Origin of the sequence: Amycolatopsis nalaikhensis, from assembly GCF_030264295.1 — a bacterium.
GTDB lineage: Bacteria > Actinomycetota > Actinomycetes > Mycobacteriales > Pseudonocardiaceae > Amycolatopsis > Amycolatopsis nalaikhensis.
In genome coordinates this window covers 4682710-4700439 of the sequence record NZ_CP127173.1, presented here as the reverse complement: position 1 = coordinate 4700439, position 17730 = coordinate 4682710, and the positions used below count along the sequence as shown (strand labels likewise).

Genomic DNA, 17730 nt, shown 5'->3' with positions numbered 1-17730 from the left:
ACTTCGGCTCGCGGCGAACGTGGAACGCCTGACACCGGAACCGTCCCGGCACGTGCGTCCGCCGCGCGTCGCGGAGAGTGCCCGCTGCAGCTGGAGGCGCGGGCCGCAGCTGTGCAATCGGACATCGCCGGAGAGTTTCACATCGTCGAAGCGCAGGTCCTGACCGTGCACGCGGCTCTGGAGACCGCGGGTACCGTCGAGCCCCTCGACGGATTGGGGAACCGAGGATGATCGCACGCACCTGGCGCGGCTGGGCGCCCGCCGCGACGGCCGACGACTACCAGCGGCACTACGAAACCGACGTCGCGGCGCACCTGCGTGACGTGCCTGGCTTCCAGGGCGCCCGATTGCTCCGCCGCCCGGACCGCGACGAGGTCGAGTTCACCTCGATCACGTTCTTCACCGACCTCGACGCCGTACGCGGCTTCGCGGGCGACAGTTACGAAGACGCCGTCCTCGAGGAGGACGCGCGGCGGGCGCTGAGCCGCTGGGACAACCACGTCAGCCACGCCGAGGTCGCCTTCGCACTGTGACGAGAACGGGCCGCTCCCCGGAGGGAACGGCCCGTTCGTCAGTGCGGCTTATTCGTAGATCTCGCCCTTGGCGGCCTTCTCCACGAGCGAGGCAGGCGGCTCGAAGTGGTCGCCGTACCGGGCCGCGAGCTCACGCGCCCGGTCGACGAAGCCCTGCAGGCCACCCTCGTACTGGTTGATGTACTGGATGACGCCGCCGGTCCACGCCGGGAAGCCGATGCCGAAGATCGAGCCGATGTTGGCGTCCGCCACCGACGTCAGCACGCCTTCGTCGAAGCACTTCACCGTCTCGAGCGACTCCGCGAAGAGCATCCGCTCCTTGAGGTCCTCGAACGGGATCTCCGTCGAGCCCGACTTGAACGCGTCACGCAGGCCCGGCCACAGCCCTATCCGCTTGCCCTCGGCGTCGTACTCGTAGAAGCCCGCGCCCGTCGAGCGGCCCTTGCGGTCGTACTGGTCGAGCATCCGGTCGATGACGGCCTCGGACGCGTGCGCCTTCCACGTGCCGCCGGCGGCCTCGATGGCCTCCTTCGTCTCCTTGCGGATCTTGCGCGGCAGGGTCAGCGTCAGCTCGTCCATCAGCTGCAGCGGCGGCGCCGGGTAGCCCGCCTGCGAACCCGCCTGCTCGATCGACGCCGGCTCGACGCCCTCGCCCAGCGCGGCGACGGCCTCGTTGATGAACGTGCCGATGACGCGCGAGGTGAAGAAGCCACGGCTGTCGTTGACGACGATGGGGGTCTTCTTGATCTGCAGCGTGTAGTCGAAGACCTTGGCCAGCGTCGCGGGCGACGTCTTCTCGCCGCAGATGATCTCGACCAGCGGCATCTTGTCCACCGGCGAGAAGAAGTGGATCCCGATGAAGTCCTCCTGCCGCTGCACGCCCTCGGCGAGCGTGGTGATCGGCAGCGTGGAGGTGTTGGAACCCAGGACCGCGTCGGCGTTGACGATGCTCTCGATCTCGCCGAACACCTTGTGCTTCAGCTCGACGCTCTCGAACACGGCCTCGATGACGAAGTCGACGCCCGCGAAGTCGGCCGGGTCGGCGGTCGGCTTGATCTTGGCCAGCAGCGCGTCCGACTTCTCCTGCGTGGTCTTGCCGCGCGAGAGGGCCTTCTGCTCGAGCTTCTCGGCGTAGCCCTTGCCCTTCTCGGCCGCCTCCTGCGAGACGTCCTTGAGGACGACGTCGATGCCCGCCTTCGCGGACACGTACGCGATCGCGGCGCCCATCATGCCCGCGCCGAGCACGCCGACCTTCTTGGCGGTGTACTTCTCGAAGCCGTCCGGCCGCGAGCCGCCCGAGTTGATGGTCTGCAGGTCGAAGAAGAACGCCTTCGTCATGTTCTTCGAGACCTGGCCGGTGGCGAGGTGGATGAAGTAGCGCGTCTCGATCAGCTGCGCGGTGTCGAAGTCGACCTGCGCGCCCTCGATCGCGGCGGCCAGGATCGCCCGCGGCGCCGGCATGTTCGCGCCCTTGATCTGCTTGCGCAGGTTCGCCGGGAACGCCGGCAGGTTGGCCGCGAAGCTCGGGTTCGACGGGGTACCGCCCGGGATCTTGTAACCCTTGACGTCCCACGGCTGCACGCCGCCCTCGGGGTTCGCCTTGATCCACGCCTTCGCGGCGGGGACGAGCTCCTCGACGGTGTCGACGACCTCGTGCACCAGGCCCAGCTCCAGTGCCTTGCGCGGACGGTGGCGCTGGCCCTGCAGCAGGACGTTCAGCAGGGCGCTCTGGATGCCCAGCAATCGGACAGTGCGCACAACACCACCGCCACCGGGCAGCAGGCCCAGCGTCACCTCGGGCAGGCCGATCTGGCTGCCCTTGACGTCCGCGGCGATGCGGTGGTGCGTCGCCAGCGCGATCTCGAGGCCGCCGCCGAGCGCGGCGCCGTTGATCGCCGCGACGACCGGCTTGCCGAGCTGCTCGATGCGGCGCATCTGCCCCTTCATCAGGGTGCTGCCCTCGGTCAGCTCGACCGCGTTCTCCGGCTTGGCCTGGATGAGGTCGTTCAGGTCGCCACCGGCGAAGAACGTCTTCTTCGCGGACGTGATCACGACGCCGGTGATGTTGTCCTTCTCCGCCTCGAGGCGGTCGACCGTGACGCCGAGCGACTCGCGGAAGGCGGCGTTCATCGTGTTCGCCGACTGGTTCGGGTCGTCCAGGGTCAGGGTGACGATGCCGTCGGAGTCCTGTTCCCAGCGGATGGTCTTGCTCTCGGCCATTTCTTCCCTCACACCCGCTCGATGATGGTCGCGACGCCCATGCCGCCGCCGATGCACAGGGTCACCAGGGCGCGGCGCGCCTGGCGGCGTTCCAGCTCGTCGACCACGGTGCCGACCAGCATCGCGCCGGTGGCGCCGAGCGGGTGGCCCATGGCGATCGCGCCGCCGTTGACGTTGACCTTCTCCTCGTCGAGGTGCAGGTCCTTGATCCACTTGAGCACGACGGACGCGAAGGCCTCGTTGAGCTCCCACAGGTCGATGTCCTCGGGCTTGAGGCCCGCGGTCTTCAGCACCTTCTCGGTGGCCGGCGTGGGGCCGGTGAGCATGATCGTCGGCTCGGAGCCGATCGACGCGGTCGCCACGATCCGGGCGCGCGGGGTCAGCCCGAAGGTCTTGCCGATCTGCTCGGAGCCGACGAGCACCAGCGCGGCGCCGTCGACGATGCCCGAGGAGTTGCCGCCGGTGTGGACGTGGTTGATCTTCTCGACCGAGTGGTACTTCTGCAGCGCGACGGCGTCGAAGCCGCCCAGCTCGCCGATGCCCGCGAAGGCCGGCTTGAGCTTGCCGAGACCCTCGATGGTCGAGCCGGGACGGCGGTGCTCGTCGTGGTCGAGGACCGTGACGCCGTTGATGTCCTTGACCGGGACGACGGACTTGGCGAAGTAGCCGCCGGACCAGGCCGCCTCGGCGCGCTCCTGCGAGCGGACCGCCCAGCGGTCGACGTCCTCGCGGGAGAAGCCCTCGATCGTCGCGATCAGGTCGGCGCCGGTGCCCTGCGGGACGATGTAGTTGTCGTACGCGGTGGCCGGGTCCATGAACAGCGCGCCGCCGTCGGAGCCCATCGGCACCCGCGACATCGACTCGACACCACCGGCGATGATCAGGTTGTCCCAGCCGGAACGGATCTTCTGCGCGGCGGTGTTGGTGGCCTCCAGGCCGGAGGCGCAGAAGCGGTTGAGCTGCACACCGGCGACGGTCTCCGGGAGACCCGCGTTCAGCGCGGCGGTGCGCGCGATGACGGCACCCTGCTCGCCGACCGGGGAGACGACGCCCAGCACGATGTCGTCGATCGCCTTGGGGTCGAGGTTCGGGTGGCGGACCTTCAGCTCTTCGATCAGGCCGACCACCAGGTCGACCGGCTTGGTGCCGTGCAGGGCACCGCCCTTGTTCTTGCCGCGAGGCGTGCGGATCGCCTCGTAGATGTAGGCCTCGCTACTCACAGAACAACTCCTCGCGAGCGTGTGGGACGTCTTCGTACCGTGGCCGATGATACCGGCCAGTAGGGCTAATGGCCATTAACATATCTCCGGATAACCCCATGGTGTCAATGGGTTGCAGGTGTGCCGTTAGCCGCTATCGTTCTTTCACGATGACCGACTCCGTACGCGCTGCGCGACCCCGCGACCGCAAGGCCCAGCTGGCCGCGGTGGCCGCGGAGCTGTTCCGCGCGCGTGGCTTCCCCGGGGTCGGCATCAAGGACATAGCGGACGCGGCGGGCGTCACGGGGCCGGCGTTGTACCGCCACTTCGCGGACAAGCAGGCGATCCTGGCGTACGTCGTCCTGAGCGGCTTCGAGGACTTGGAGGCGGCGACGGCGGAGGCGCTGTCGGACTCGGTTCCCCAGCCTGACCAGCTGAAAGACCTGCTGGGCCGCCTCGCGACGCAGGCGGTCGAGCGCCGGGAGATCGCCGCGCTGTGGCGCTGGGAGGGGCGTCACCTCCCGAAGGAGGACCAGCGCGAGATAGCCCGCCGGTCGACGCTGGCGCTGACGGCGTGGTCGAAGGCCCTGCTGACCCGGCGCCCGGAGCTGCCGGCCGAGGACGCCGAGCTGCTGTGCTGGGCGGCACTGTCGGTGTTCGGCAGCGTCTCGGTGCACCACACGTCAGTGGCGCGCCGCCGGTTCGCGCAGTTGCTGGTCGAGCTGGCGCTGGCTGTGCTCAACGCCACACTCCCGTCGCCCGCGACGCCGCCTTCAACCGCGGTGGCGGGCCTGGGCACGCCATCCCGCCGCGAGCAGGTCCTGGCGGCGGCGACGGAGCTATTCGCCCAGCGGGGGTTCCACGACGTGAGCATGGAGGACATAGGTGCGGCGGCGGGCATAGCGGGCCCGAGCGTCTACCGCCACTTCCCGAGCAAGGCGGCCCTGATGGTGGCGATCGGCCACCGAGCGGCGGACAGACTGGCGCTGGCGGCCGAGAGGGCACTGCAGGCAAGGGACGAGGAGGACGCGCTCCGCCGCCTGGCGGCGTCGTACGTGCACACGATTCTGCACACGCCGGAACTGCTGGTGTCGTTCTCGGCGGACCGGGTGACGATGCCCGACCGAGACAAGGCGGACCTGCTGCGCGTGCAACGCGACTACGTAGCCCAGTGGGTGACGCTGCTTTCCGCGGCGCGCCCGGAACTCCCGCCGCGAGAAGCGAAAATCACGGTCCACGCGGCGCTGACCATCGCGAACGACCTGGCCCGCACCCGCCGAGTGGCGGCGCGCCCGCACTTCGAAGCGGAGCTGACGACCCTCCTGCACACGGTTCTCGGCGTCGCCTGAGGAATTCTTCTCAACCGCCCGCCGACCGCCGGAATGACAAAACAGATATCTCGCAATAATTGAGTCTCGGCCGACTCGACGCGAATTCACCGGGCACCGGATCACCACCTCCGGCGAACCGCTTTCCCTGCCAGTTCCCGAGCGCAAGGCCCCTGTGACAGAGCGTATCGAATCCTGTCCGGCGAGCGCCGCTTTCTCTCGGCCGCACGGAGTACGATGAACAGTTCACGAGTAGGGGGCACCCAGCTCCGTCGCGGGGAAGCGGGCAATCGCCGGGCGACCCGAAAGGGTGAGCCCATGCCGTGCTAACTTACGCGCGCCTCCAAACGGTACTTCTGGACGAGGGGAAATATCGCGATGCGATCGCCTGGTGGCAGTGAACAGCCGGGGATCAAATCCGAACTCCTCGACCTGAGCGCCGTCTCACTGTCCGAACTGCGGAAGCTCGATGCCGCTGTGCTCCGCCGTTCGATTCGCCACGCCGCGGAGCGGACCGCCCACATCCCGGTGACCGCGAGCGGCAGCGGGGGCGGCGCCAAACGCGTCGACTGAAGTCGCTCCGGAGAGGCTCACTGTGCACACGAAGGTCCCGGAGGCGTCCGCCCCGGGCTCGCATTCGCTCCCTTGGGACACCTTCGACCAGCTCGCCACCGGCGGTGGCGGGGCCGCCGCGGTGGACCTGTTGCGCACCGCCGATCGCAGCCGCCGGTTGCTCCTGATCCTCGGCCTCGTGCACGAAGCCGAGACGGACGAGCGGCTGACCGGTCCGCTGGCCGGCGCCGAGGCTCCTTGGGACCTGCTGGAGCGCGCTCAACAGGCCGAGCCGGAGGCGCTGGAGCGGGTTCTCGCCCACCCCTACACCGGGAGCTGGGCCGGGTACACCACGCGGCTGATCGACCAAGGGCTCACCGGTGAGTGCCCGCTCTGGGTCCACTACGGCTACCTCCACACCCTGGCCGCCGCGGCCGCGATCCACGCGGGCCTGAAGTTCACGATCCGGGTGCCGGTGTGGAAAGACACCGTCGTGCTGCCGACGCTGGGGGCGGCGTGGCTCGACGAAGGCGGCGGCTTCACGACCGCCGAAGTCAACGGGGAAGCCGGTTCCTTCACAATCGACGGCTCGCGCTCGCGGGTCGCGCCGGAGCAGCCGTCGTGGCACCCGCTCCGGAAGTTCCGGTTCGAGGCCGGCGGACGCGTCCTCGAACTGCGGCTCGACGACCTGGACCCGCATCGCGGTCTCTACCACCCGATTCCGCCGGCCCGGCTGGCCGAAGCCGAAGTGGCGAACTGGCGCGACCTGCTCGGCGAAGCCTGGCGGCTGGTCGTCGAGCACGTGCCCGAGTACGCGGAAGTCCTGCCCACCGGCCTGACGTCGATCGTGCCGGAACCGGCCGTCCCGTTCCGGCTTCCCAGCGCGTCGACGGGAGAAGCCTTCGGCAGCGCCGTGATCGCCGCGCCCGAAGACGCCGCCACGCTGGCCGCGGCCCTCGTCCACGAGTTCCAGCACATCCGGCTGGGCGGGCTGCTGCAGCTCGCCGGCCTGCACGACGACGACCGCACCCAACGGCTTTACGCGCCGTGGCGAGAAGACCCGCGTCCGCTCGGTGGCCTGGTGCACGGCGTCTACGCCTTCTTCGGTGTTTCGGCGTTCTGGCGAGCGCTGTCCCGCGCCCGGCCCGAAGACCGGTTGGCCGCCTTCGAGTTCGCGCACTGGCGCACCCAGACCTGGCAGACCCTCGAAGCGATCCGCGACGACGCCGCGCTCACCGAAGGGGGACGGCAGTTCCTGGCCGAGCTCGCGACCGTGTTCGAGCCGTGGCAGTCCGAGCCGTGCGCGGCCGAATCCTTGCGGTGGGCGAAAACGTTGGCCGCGGACCACTACGCGGGTTGGCGGCTTCGCCACCTTCGTCCCGACGAGAAGGCGGTCGCCGATCTCGCTCAGGCGTGGCAGCGGGGCCTTTCCTGCCCTCCGGTGCTTCCGGAAGGCCGCCTCGACACCGTCTCGGACGGGGAATGGCCGAACGCACGGGCCGACCTGATCCGGGTCAAGCTGGGTGAAGACGGCGAAGCCCGGCTCCAGCAGGTGTGGCCACTCGTCCCGGACGCCTTCGAAGGCGACTACCTGCTCGTCGCCGGCCGCCGGGCCGACGCCCGGTCGGCGTTCCAGGCCGAACTCGAAAAGGACCCCGACGACGCCCCGGCGTTGATCGGCTACGGCCTTTCGCTGCCCGCCGGCCCCGCCGCGCGTGCGTTGCTCAACGCGCCGGAACTCGTTCGTGCCGTGCACCGGGAGTTGCGCCGCGAGGGCATCGAGGTGACGCTTCGCCAGCTGGCGGCCTGGGTCGGGGAAGCCCTGGCCTGACCGCGCTACAACGGCATCGGGTCGATGTCGCATTCCGCTCGCACCGCGTTCTCCGCCGCCGCGATGGCCGGGTGCCCGAGCCGGAACGCCCGGTACGCGGCGCTGAGCACCTCGCGGTGCTGGCTGACCGCCTCCCGGACGCGGCCGAGCCGTTCGAGGTCCAGTGCGCGGTTGAGGCGGGCCGCGAGCGCGGTCGGGTGGCCCTCGGGCAGCGCCCGCCGCAACCGGGCCAGTGTTTCGGTGTTGATGCGCAAGGACCGTCGCACGTCGCCGAGCGCGAACCAGTCGTTCGCGGTGTTGATCGAGCAGGCCAGCACATGCGGGTGGACCGGACCCAGCCGGTCGCGCAACCCGTTCAGCGCGCGTTCGTCCCTCGCCAGTGCGCCGTCCGGATCTCCGAGCAGGCGCAGGGTGACCCCGATGTCCACCTCGGCGGCCAGCGTGTGCGGATGCCGGTCGCCCAGGCTGTTCCGGTACAGGGCCAGCGCCTGCTCACCCAGCTCGAGTGACTCCGGCAGGACCCCCGCGGTGCGCAGGTCGATCGAATGAGCCAAGGCGCAGGCCATCGCGTTGGGGTGGTCCGAACCGTACTTGAGCCGGAACCGTTCCAGGGCGCTGCCCGACAGGTTCAGCGCGGCTTCGTGGTAGCCGTCTTTGCGTTGCGCGACGGCCAGGTGGTAGTCGCGGCGGATGACACCGTCGGTGCCCCGGCCGAACAGGCCGCGCACTCGCTCCACCACCTTCTCCTGCTCGATGCGCGCCCAGGAGTAGTCGCCGAGCTCGCGACGGCAGATGATCAGGATGTTGAGCGTGCTGATGGTCTCCCAGTTGTCGTAGCCGAGCACTTCCGACCGGCGTTCGTAGGTGTCCTCGCTGAGCCAGCGCGCCTGCTCGTAGTCGCCGGCCAGCAGCAGCGAAACGACCAGGTCGTGCGCCGCACGCAGAGCGGTCGGCTCATCGTCGCCGAACAGCGACCGGACCTTCTCGTAGGTCTGCCGGTTCAGGTCGCGGGCCGCGAAGAAGTCGCCGCTGGCCTTCAGCCCGACCGCCACCTGGACTTCGGCCCGGAGCGCCTGTTCCGAATCCGGGCCCACCGTCCGCCGGTAGAGCCGCAATGTCCGGCGGCTGACTTCCGACGACTCCTCGTACCGGCCGAGCACCCAGAGCACGAACCCGAGCTGGACCGACGCGGACAGCGTTTCCGGGTCCTCGGCGCCGTTGCGCTCCGTCCAGGCGGCGACGACCTCCTGCGCCAGCGCGAGAGCACCGGTGTGGTCACCCGAAACGTAGAGGAACTTCATCAGGTTGAGCAGCAGCCGCCGGACCCAGGGATCGTCGCAGTCGATCAGCTCGGCGTGCCGCAGGTGCGGGAGCACCATCTGGTACTGGGGCCATTGACGGGCTGTCTCGGGGTCGTTCGGGTCGAGGTTGGCGAGCAGGAGGTGCGCGACGTGGCGCATCTTGGTGCGGGTCTCGCCGGACATCCGCGCCCGGAGCACCAGCTGCACGAGCCGGTGCAGCAAGAGGGTGCCGCTGCGGTGGTCCAGTTTCGCCAGCCGGCACCGGTTGATGTCCCTGAGCGCCCGGTCCAGCAGCACCGGGTCCCGCATCGCGGCGTCCAGCTCAGGGGCGATCGACACCCCGCGCACGCCGGCGAACAGGCTGCGGGATATCGGCTCGGCTGCGAAGAACGCACAGACCTGGAGCAACTGGTGCGCGGCGGGGTTACGAGTCGCGAGGCCGTCGAATGAGACGTTCCAGGCCGCCGTCACGGAAATCTCGTCGTCGGACGGCCGCGGGGATGCCGTGACGATCTCGGTCACTTTCTGTCCGAGCAACCGGATGTACTCGCCGACCGGAATCCCGGTTTCCGCCCGCCAGGCCGCGGCCTGTGCCAGCGCGATCGGCAGATCGCCCAGCTTTTCCGACAGCGCGTCGGCTTCCGCCGCCGAGATCGCGGGATCCCGCCGACGCAAGAGTTCGACGCTCTCCGCCCTGGCGAACCGGCCGACGTCGATCGGCTCCGCCGGAAACGAACCGGACGCGGCGTCCCGTGCCGTGACCACCACTCGTCCCGGCCCGTCGAGCGGCAGGAACGGCCGCACGAGCTCGGGCTGGTCGGCCGCGTCGAAGACGAGCAACCAGCGGCGGTAGGGCCGGCCGGCGCGGAGGGCGGCCAAGGCGGCGGGCACCGCGGTGAGGGTCTCCTCGGCACCGGGCAGCCGCAGCTGGCGGGCCAGTTCGGTCAGCGACGCCCGGATCTGGCTCTCCTGGGGTGCGCTCACCCACCACACGAGATCGTGTTCGCCCAGCTGCCGGTAGATGTACTCGACGGCGATCTGCGTCTTGCCGAGGCCGCCCGGCCCGTGCAGGACCGCGCACCCCGCTTGCCGCAGGCTCGCCCCGAGCCGGTCGAGCAGGGCGTGGCGGCCGACGAACTCCGGGTTGCGCGCGGGGACCGCGCCCCAGACGACCGGGGCGTCGGTGGTGATCCGCCGGATCCGGCGCAGTGAGGTGGCCGCCTCTTCCCGCACGTCCTCGACCAGCCGCTCGGGGACACCGGGTTCGACCGGGCCCGGCCCCGTCGTTCCCGTCGCGCCTTCTTCGACGGCGTCGTCGCCCGCCTCCGCCGCGGCGAGCTCGCGCTCCCGTTCACGCAGCCGCTCGGCCCGCCACGCGTACGGACCCGAAAGCGCCCGCATCACGACCCGCTCGAGGGAGGCGTCCTCGGCCTCGTCGGGCAGCGACGCACGGTCGGGATCGGCAAGCGCGTCGGCGATCCGCCGCAGCACAGGGTGCCGCTCGCCGAACCGTTGTCCGGTCACGGCGACCACCTTGACGGTCTCGGCGCGGCGTCCGGCCGTGAGCAGGGCTTCGCGGACCGAGACCGGGAACTCGAAAACGGCGTCCTCGCCGGGGGTGTTGCCCGCGCCAGGCGGGCCGAGCAGGCCGCTGGTGAACACTTCGGCGAGGTGCGAACTGTCCGCCTCGGGCACGAGTTCCGCCCGGACGAACCTCGCGATCGGCAGGCTGACCGGCACCGCGGCCAGCAACGTCGCCAGCCGCAGCGCCGGGGGCGTCGCGGCGCCGACGAACCGGCGGACGCGTTCCTCCGCCGTCACCGGTGACGCGGGTTCTTCATCCCCCGGCTCGGGCATCGGCTGGTCACGCGCGAGCAGTACCGTCGCCGGCACCGCTTCACCGGCCGGGCGCGCCAGGAGCCGGACCCACCAGCCGAACCAGCGTCCGGCCAGTTCGAGCACCGGCACGGGAACCGCCCCGCTCATCGCCTTTTCCGGGTCCGCCCAGGTCATCCAGGCGTCCGGCAGGTCGAGCGCGTACCGGCGGTTGGGCTGGAACGGCCCCGGGGAGCTGAGCGACGCCCGGTGCAGGGCGATGCCGCTCTTCTTCCACAGGTGCTGCGGCAGCAGGTGGACCACCGCGACCGGCATCCGCCTGCTCCACTGCGCCAGCAGCGGCGCGACGAGATCGCGTCGCCAGGCTTCCCCGATCCCGTCGGTCAGGACGAGCATGAGCCGTCCCCCGTACCAACCCAGCAGCTCGGCCACGCTGTGCTGGGGCGCGTCCGGGGTCCCTCCGCGCAGCACCGGGGCGAGGGAGCCGTCGGTCGCCCTGGCTTCCGTTTCCAGGTACCGGATCCGGACCGTGCGGAACGCTCCGAGCTGCTGTACCAGCTTCAAGAAGGCCGCGACTTCCGGTTGCCACAGCGCCATCGACGAGCCGGCGTCGACGACCACGGTCAGGTCCAGGACGCGTGTCGTCGGCCCGCGCCGCAGCAAGGGAAACCAGATGCCGGACTCGGCCGCCTGTTCGGCAGTCCGTTCTTCGTCCAGTTCCACGTCGTCCTCGCGCGGAGACGGGCGCAACTGCTTGAGCGGCCGGAGGGCTCGCAGGATCGCCGGGCCACCCCGCATCGCCGACCGTCTCGGGACTCCCGTGCGCCACGGCTCCCCTTCGGCTCCGTGCGCCCGGTTGTCCCGCGCGAGGTGCTCATCGGCGGGACGCCGCGGGCGCTCCGCAACCGGTTCGGACCTCGTCGCGGGTGGCTCGCCCACGGCTCGGCGGGTCGCCGGTTTCGGCTCCTGTTCCTGTTCCGGTTCCGATGGGCGTGACGGGGGCTCGGGTGACGGGTCCGGCGCCGGTGGACGCGGTCGCGGAGCCGATCGGTCGACCGGCCGCGTGGCCTGCTGCCGCAGTGTCGCGGCCAGCCAGACCGCGTCGGCGACCTCGCTCCACGAGAGTGGCGGGGTGTTCCCGGGCCGCTCCTCGGTCATCTCACGGCACCACCGAGTTCAGCTGCCGCCAGAGCGCGTCGACCAGTCGCGGCCAGGACTCGCCGTCTTCGCGATAGGCACCGGACGTCGCCAGGAAGACCGTTTCCAGGAGCTTGTCCACCGGCAGGGCACCATAGGCTTCGCTGCGGCTCACGAATTCCTCGATGATGCGGGACCGGTGCACGTCCTCCGGGTCGAGCGCGTGCGCGGCCACCATGGCCGCGAGCTGCTCGATGTCCGGGTCCTGGATTTCCAGCCGCAGGCACCGGCGCAGGAACGCCGACGGGAAGTCGCGGTCTCCGTTGCTGGTGATCACGATGAACGGGAAGGCCGCGCAGCGCACCCGCCCGTCCACCACGATGGCCGTCGCGTCGGGGTCGGCGGTGAAGACTTCGACCTCGCTGGTGCGGCTGCGCACCCGCGCCAGCTCGGGAATGATGAACTCACCGTCCTCGAACAGGCTGAGCAAGTCGTTGGGCAGATCCGCCTCGCTCTTGTCCAGCTCGTCGATCAACAGCACACGCGGCAGCCTGCGTGGCAGGAAGACCGTGCCGAGATCGCCGAGGCGGACGAAGTCCCCGATCGGCGGCTCCCCGTCACCATCACGGTCGGCGGCCGATCGGGTCCCGGCCGCCTGGGCGCGGCCGATCGCGTCGTAGTGGTACAGCCCCGCCTTCAGCGTGGTGTGCGAAGTGATCGGCCACCGCAGCACCCGGCCCAGCTTCAGCTCGCGAGCGACCCGGTAGGCCAGGCTGGACTTCCCGCAGCCGGGGCGGCCCGTGACCAGGAGCGGGCGGCGCAGGTACAAAGCCGCGTTGACCATGTCGACTTCGTGCGGGTCGACGTGCCGTGTGGTCAGCCGGTGCTCGGACCCGAGCCGCCGGTCGGCTTCGCCCTCGTCGGGCGGGACGAAGTCCTCTTCCGGCACCGGCCCGCCGCGGAACTTGCGCCACGGTGGTGCGGGCGGCAGCAGGTCGGCCAGCGAACCGTCGTGGAGCGGACGGCCGGTCCCGCGGTAGATCCCCCAGTCCGACTGGGCCTCAGCACGCTTTTCCCCGTTCATCCGCATCCTCCCGTGTCGCGTTCGGCAGGTAAGGGCCATCGTCGAGAAAGATCAGGCGGCTCGGGTCGTCCCACAGGATCACCAGGTCGCGGCAGGCCTGGAAGTCGGCGGGCGGGCTCTCCTCACCGAACGCCGCCCGGCGCGAATCCTGCGTCCGCGCGGGAAGATCGCCGAGGCCGCCGCCGTCGAGGAGCCAGGCGACGGCCCCGCGCAAGACCTCGGCGGAGGCGTCCGGGTGCCAGAGCAGGACCGGGATGCCGGTGCGCAGTCCCGTCGCCAGTTCGTCCCCGCCGGGACGCGGTCGTTCCGGCGGCGGCGCGGCGAGCACCATCACCAGCCACCGCCCGTCGCTGAGGATGGCGTCGAGGCGGTGGCGCTCCGCCGTGTCCTGCGGGCGGCAGTAGTAAACGCGCTCTGCCGACGGGTTGCCGAGCAACGCTTCCCACCGTCGTCGCCACGCCCGGTGCCACTGCCGGGAAAACATCCGCTCCAGCGAACGGATGACGATCGGGTAGTCCAGGAACAACGGCCGCGGATCACCAGTTTCGTGCTCCTTGCACCACCGGTGCACCGGCAGGTTGACCAATGCCCGCGGCAGGACGAATTCGAGCGCGACTTCTTCGCGGTACTCCGACCACTCCCGCTCGGCGTCGACGATGAGCCTGCCGACGTGGTTTTCGAGTTCGTCACCGCGGATGGTGGCCATCCCACCCCTGGCCGGCGGCCATTCCTGCGGATCCTCCTGGCGCCAATGGGAAACGACGTGCCGGTCGGGGTCGATGCCGTCGACCTCCACCATGATCACCAGGTGCAGGCGCAGTTCGCCGCAGCCGTCGGCGGGCGTGCGTGCGGTGCGCAGTTCACGCAACCGCCCCTCACCCTGTACCCGGCGCGCCTGCCAGGTGTTCCACTCCCGCAGTTCGTCACCGAGCGGACGCGCGCACTTGGCGGCGATGAGCTCGACGAAGGCGAGCGCCGGCGGCAGTCCGTGCGCGGGTGTGTTGAGCTCGGTCAACGAGCAGAACGCTTCCCACGCGTCGCCCGGTTCGCCGGCCGGGCACACCGCCGGGCTCGCGGACCGCCGGACGAGCGCGCTCAGCCGCGGCGGGGTGAAGCCGGACAGCACCGAACGCAGCCAAAGCAGTTCGGAGTCCGGCAGCAGGTCGTGCATCCGCGGTTCGTGCACGAGCCGGTGCAGGAGCTCGGACTCCGGTGAGCCGGGCCGGAGCATGCGGACCGAGTGGTCGAGCGCCCGCATCCCGCCGTCCGCCCGCGCGCAGGCGTTCACGACGTCGATCAGCTGGTCCCGTCCGGTCGCGTGTTCGGAAAGCGTCAGCGGGAAACCCAGGTTGTCGTGGATCAGGTCCACCATCAACGACCGGCTCGGCCGGTCGGTGGCCAACCCGGCCTTGGCGAGGAGGTTGACGATAGCCTCCCGGACCGCCACGCGAACCGTGGACGGGAGCTGTACCTCCCGGCCCGGTCCGTGGGTTCGTTCTCCGGCCGACACCTGACGACCACCTCCCCGCCCGGGGGCCCGGGAATCGTGATTCTACCCACCGAACTTGCCGGCAATAGCGGGCAAAAGGTGGACAACCCGAGCGCCGGAGCCGGACGTCCGGACCCGCCACGCGGGGTTCACCGGCCGTCGATCAACGCGGCGAGTGCCGTGACCGCGGGCGATTCCGGATCGAGGAGCTTGATGGCGTCGAGCAGATCGGCCAGACCGCCGTCGAACCGGCGGCACGTCCTCGCGAGCGCGATGACGTGCAACCGGTCTTCGGCGTGGTAAGGAACGACGTCCGCGATTTCCCGGCGCGAGAACAGTTCCAGCAGAAGGCGGCGGCCTTCGGCACCGCGGACGCACGGCACCGCGAGCAGTGCCTCGACCAATGCCGGGAATTCCGGCCCACCGGCCAGTGGTGGCAATGGGTGCGGAGCGAGCCGGTCGGCAACCGCACCGAACAACCGCAGCCAAGCCTCGGTCTTCGTTTGCTTGACGGAAAGGCTTATCCGGTGATATCGGAAGCCATCGAACTCCCGATCAGCCAGCTCGGCCGCGCGGTAGAACGCTTCGGAGACGATCAGGGACAGCAGCGCACCCGGTTGTTCCAACGCGTTCTTCGCTTCGGGTGCACCCAGCAAACCGAACGCGTGAGTGGTCGCGTCCCCGGCTTCTCCGACGTGGAAGGCCACTTGCAGCCGGACGCGCGCTTCTTCGGCGTACGCGGCGTTGTAGCGGCACAATTCGGACAGCACGCGGCCGGGGAGCTGCGCCACCAACCTCGCTTTCGCGACCTCGGCGGAAAACCGGACCACCGTACCGTCACCCGTGTCGTCCTGGACCATGCAGTCGCGGTGGACACCGGCGTCCGCAAGCCACGCCCGCACCGAGTTCCCGAGCACTTCGTGCACGAACCGATGCACGGTCGCGCGCCCCGGACCGGCGGCGCCGAGCGCCATGAGCGTCCAGTGGTGCGCGGTCGAGTCCATGGGCACGGGCCTCCCACATTCGCGGCACCCGCCATTGTCACAGGTCCGCGCGTTCCCGGCCATGGTCGCGCGGCCACCGGGTCCCGGCGAACGGACCGCCTCGCATCGCCTGAACGGCGCACGGAATCCGTCCCTGTCGCAACGGCCGGCAATGCGGGATAATGCGAAGCGGGCCGACGGGGTCCGCTCTCCCTTCGAGAGGGGAATCGAGATGCAGGTACCGCACTCGAGCGGGGACGCCGGAATCGAATCTGAACTCCTCGATCTCGGTGAAGTACCGCTGTCCCGGCTCCGCACCTTGGACGGCAGCGAATTGCGGAGCTCGGTGCGGCACGTGGTCGAACGGGTTTCCTACATCCCGGTGACAGCGAGCGGCAGCGGAGGCGCAAAGCGGGTCGACTGATCGTGGTGACCGAAGGACTGAATCCCCACCGCCTCTCCTGGAGCGATTTCGACGCGCTCGCCCGCGGCGGCGGGGGCCCGGACCCGGTGCGGCGGCTCCGCGCGGCCGAGCGGAGCAGACGGCTGCTCCTGTTGCGGGGAATCGTCGACCTGGCGGCGAAGACGCCGGAACTGGCCGGGCCGCTTCCCTCGCCCGAATCGGCGTGGGAACTTCTGGCCCGGGTTCAGAAACTGGCGCCCGCCGCGGTGGAAACCATTCTCGAGCACCCCTACACCGGAACCTGGGCCGGCTACACCACCCGGTTGAGCCGCCAGGACATCGCCGGCGTCTGCCCGTTCTGGGTCCACCTCGGGCACGTGCACTGCCTGGCCGCGGCCGCCGCCATCCGAGCCGGAGTGGCCTTCGAAGCGGAGCTGCCGATCTGGCGGGGAAACGTGTCCCTGCCGACGCTCGGCATGGTCCGCCTCGACACGAACGAAACGTACGGCGTGGCGCGGGTGTCCGCCACGCACGAGGGGATCGTCATCCGGAACGAGCGCGCCCGGGTACGGCTGCCGAGCGATCCGAGCGACGGAACCGAGGGCTGGCAACCGCTCCGCCGGGCCACGAGCTGGCACGGTGACCGGCGGCTTTCCCTCCGGCTGGACGACCTCGACCCGTATCGCGGGCTGTACGAACCGATCCCGCCGCGGCGGCTCACGGCGCTGGAAGCTCGAGTCGTGGCGAACGGTGGTGGATTCCGCGTGGCAGCTGCTTTCCGCTCACCTGCCCGATGTGGCCGAGGCACTGCCCGCTGGTCTCGAGTCCCTGGTACCGACGCCGGAAGTGGCGTTCCGGCTGCCCAGCGCGTCGACGGGCGAAGCTTTCGGCAGCGCCATCGTCGCCTACAGCGGCGATTCCGAGCAACTCGCCGCCGCGCTCGTCCACGAGTTCCACCACATCCGGCTGGGAGGTGTCCAGCACTTGGCCGCCCTGCACGTCGACGATCCGCGCGAGCGGTTGTACGTGCCGTGGCGAGATGATCCCCGGCCGATCGGCGGTGCGCTGCACGGGATCTACGCGTTCTTCGGCGTGACTGCGTTCTGGCGGGCACTGGCCACCGCCGAACAGGGCAACGCTTCGGCCGCCTTCGAGTTCGCGCTGTGGCGGGCAGCGGTCGACCGCACGTTGAGCTCGGTACGCGAAGACGAAAGCCTCACCGCGGCGGGGCGCAGGTTCCTCGACGGCATCGCCGCCGAGTTCGGATCATGGCCGGCGGAGCCGGTGGCGGCCGAACCGGGCGTTTGGGCGACCGCCGCGGCCGCGGACCACTACGCGACCTGGCGTCTCCGTCACCTTCGCCCGCACGCCGGCGCCGTGGCGACACTCGCGAGGGCATGGTGCCGCGGTGACGCTTGGCCCAAGCTCGAAGAGCCCCTCGAGCCGCGCATCCCGACCCCGGTCCCGGACGGCGGCTGGACCGATGCCAGGACCGACTTGATCCGGCTGAGACTCGGCCGCGATCGCGACGCGCTCGCCGAGCGGGGACCGGTGGTGCCGGGAGTGACCCAGGCCGATCTGGCCTTGGTGTCCGGCGACGTCGAGGCCGCGGTGCGGGGCTACCGGAGCCTGCTGGCGACCGACCCGGACGTACCCGCGGCGCTTGTCGGCCTCGGCCTGGCGCTGACGGCACGCGGCACCGGACCGGCGGCCAGAGCCCTGTTGCACCGCCCGGAACTGGTCCGGGCGGTGCACCGGGAACTCCGGGCGACCGCCGATGCCGATCCGGAGGTCGAAGCCGTCGCCGAGTGGATCGGCCGCTTCACCCACTGAG

General features: G+C 70.4%; 10 protein-coding genes. 4 read left to right on the top strand and 6 right to left on the bottom strand.

The genetic code is table 11. The features are described from left to right. Positions 1-227 precede the first annotated feature (227 nt). A complete protein-coding gene (locus QP939_RS23175) occupies positions 228-533 on the top strand; it encodes an antibiotic biosynthesis monooxygenase family protein (protein WP_285458914.1) in 306 nt (101 codons plus the stop codon). Between the two features lie 48 nt (positions 534-581). On the opposite strand, the gene QP939_RS23170 is transcribed toward QP939_RS23175, so the two are convergent. Both QP939_RS23170 and QP939_RS23165 read right to left on the bottom strand, forming a co-directional pair. Next, positions 582-2753 carry a 3-hydroxyacyl-CoA dehydrogenase NAD-binding domain-containing protein gene (locus QP939_RS23170; RefSeq protein WP_285458913.1) on the bottom strand — a complete coding sequence of 724 codons (2172 nt, stop codon included), beginning with the start codon at positions 2751-2753 and terminating at the stop codon, positions 582-584. 8 nt (positions 2754-2761) lie between these two features. Next, entirely contained in the window at positions 2762-3973 is a 1212-nt protein-coding gene (locus QP939_RS23165) for an acetyl-CoA C-acetyltransferase (protein WP_285458912.1), read from the bottom strand. A gap of 149 nt (positions 3974-4122) precedes the next feature. Between QP939_RS23165 and QP939_RS23160 the strand changes: the two genes are divergently transcribed. Both QP939_RS23160 and QP939_RS23155 read left to right on the top strand, forming a co-directional pair. Further along, positions 4123-5301, top strand: a complete 1179-nt coding sequence (locus QP939_RS23160; RefSeq protein ID WP_285458911.1) for a TetR/AcrR family transcriptional regulator — start codon at positions 4123-4125, stop codon at positions 5299-5301. A gap of 574 nt (positions 5302-5875) precedes the next feature. Continuing rightward, positions 5876-7663 (top strand): HEXXH motif domain-containing protein, encoded by a 1788-nt coding sequence (locus QP939_RS23155; RefSeq protein ID WP_285458910.1) that lies wholly within the window; start codon positions 5876-5878, stop codon positions 7661-7663. A 5-nt stretch (positions 7664-7668) separates the two neighbouring features. Here QP939_RS23155 and fxsT read toward each other — a convergent pair whose 3' ends face one another. From fxsT to QP939_RS23135, 4 genes are all read right to left on the bottom strand, one after another. Continuing rightward, positions 7669-11958: an FxSxx-COOH system tetratricopeptide repeat protein gene (gene fxsT / locus QP939_RS23150; protein ID WP_285458909.1), complete on the bottom strand. Its 4290-nt coding sequence runs from the start codon at positions 11956-11958 to the stop codon at positions 7669-7671. 1 nt (position 11959) lies between these two features. Further along, positions 11960-13021: an AAA family ATPase gene (locus QP939_RS23145; RefSeq protein WP_285458908.1), complete on the bottom strand. Its 1062-nt coding sequence runs from the start codon at positions 13019-13021 to the stop codon at positions 11960-11962. Beyond that, positions 12999-14468, bottom strand: a complete 1470-nt coding sequence (locus tag QP939_RS23140; protein ID WP_285458907.1) for a VMAP-C domain-containing protein — start codon at positions 14466-14468, stop codon at positions 12999-13001. The genes QP939_RS23145 and QP939_RS23140 overlap by 23 nt, the downstream gene beginning before the upstream one ends. Before the next feature lie 191 nt (positions 14469-14659). After that, entirely contained in the window at positions 14660-15514 is an 855-nt protein-coding gene (locus QP939_RS23135) for an effector-associated domain 2-containing protein (protein WP_285458906.1), read from the bottom strand. A 1132-nt stretch (positions 15515-16646) separates the two neighbouring features. Between QP939_RS23135 and QP939_RS23130 the strand changes: the two genes are divergently transcribed. Further along, positions 16647-17729 carry an aKG-HExxH-type peptide beta-hydroxylase gene (locus QP939_RS23130; protein ID WP_285458905.1) on the top strand — a complete coding sequence of 361 codons (1083 nt, stop codon included), beginning with the start codon at positions 16647-16649 and terminating at the stop codon, positions 17727-17729. The last annotated feature ends 1 nt before the right edge of the window (position 17730 follow it).

Coding starts and splice junctions, on each gene's coding strand:
- QP939_RS23175 (WP_285458914.1), top strand. CDS start 228: ATGATCGCACGCACCTGGCGCGGCTGGGCGCCCGCCGCGACGGCCGAC.
- QP939_RS23145 (WP_285458908.1), bottom strand. CDS start 13,021: ATGAACGGGGAAAAGCGTGCTGAGGCCCAGTCGGACTGGGGGATCTAC.
- fxsT (WP_285458909.1), bottom strand. CDS start 11,958: ATGACCGAGGAGCGGCCCGGGAACACCCCGCCACTCTCGTGGAGCGAG.
- QP939_RS23135 (WP_285458906.1), bottom strand. CDS start 15,514: ATGGACTCGACCGCGCACCACTGGACGCTCATGGCGCTCGGCGCCGCC.
- QP939_RS23160 (WP_285458911.1), top strand. CDS start 4,123: ATGACCGACTCCGTACGCGCTGCGCGACCCCGCGACCGCAAGGCCCAG.
- QP939_RS23170 (WP_285458913.1), bottom strand. CDS start 2,753: ATGGCCGAGAGCAAGACCATCCGCTGGGAACAGGACTCCGACGGCATC.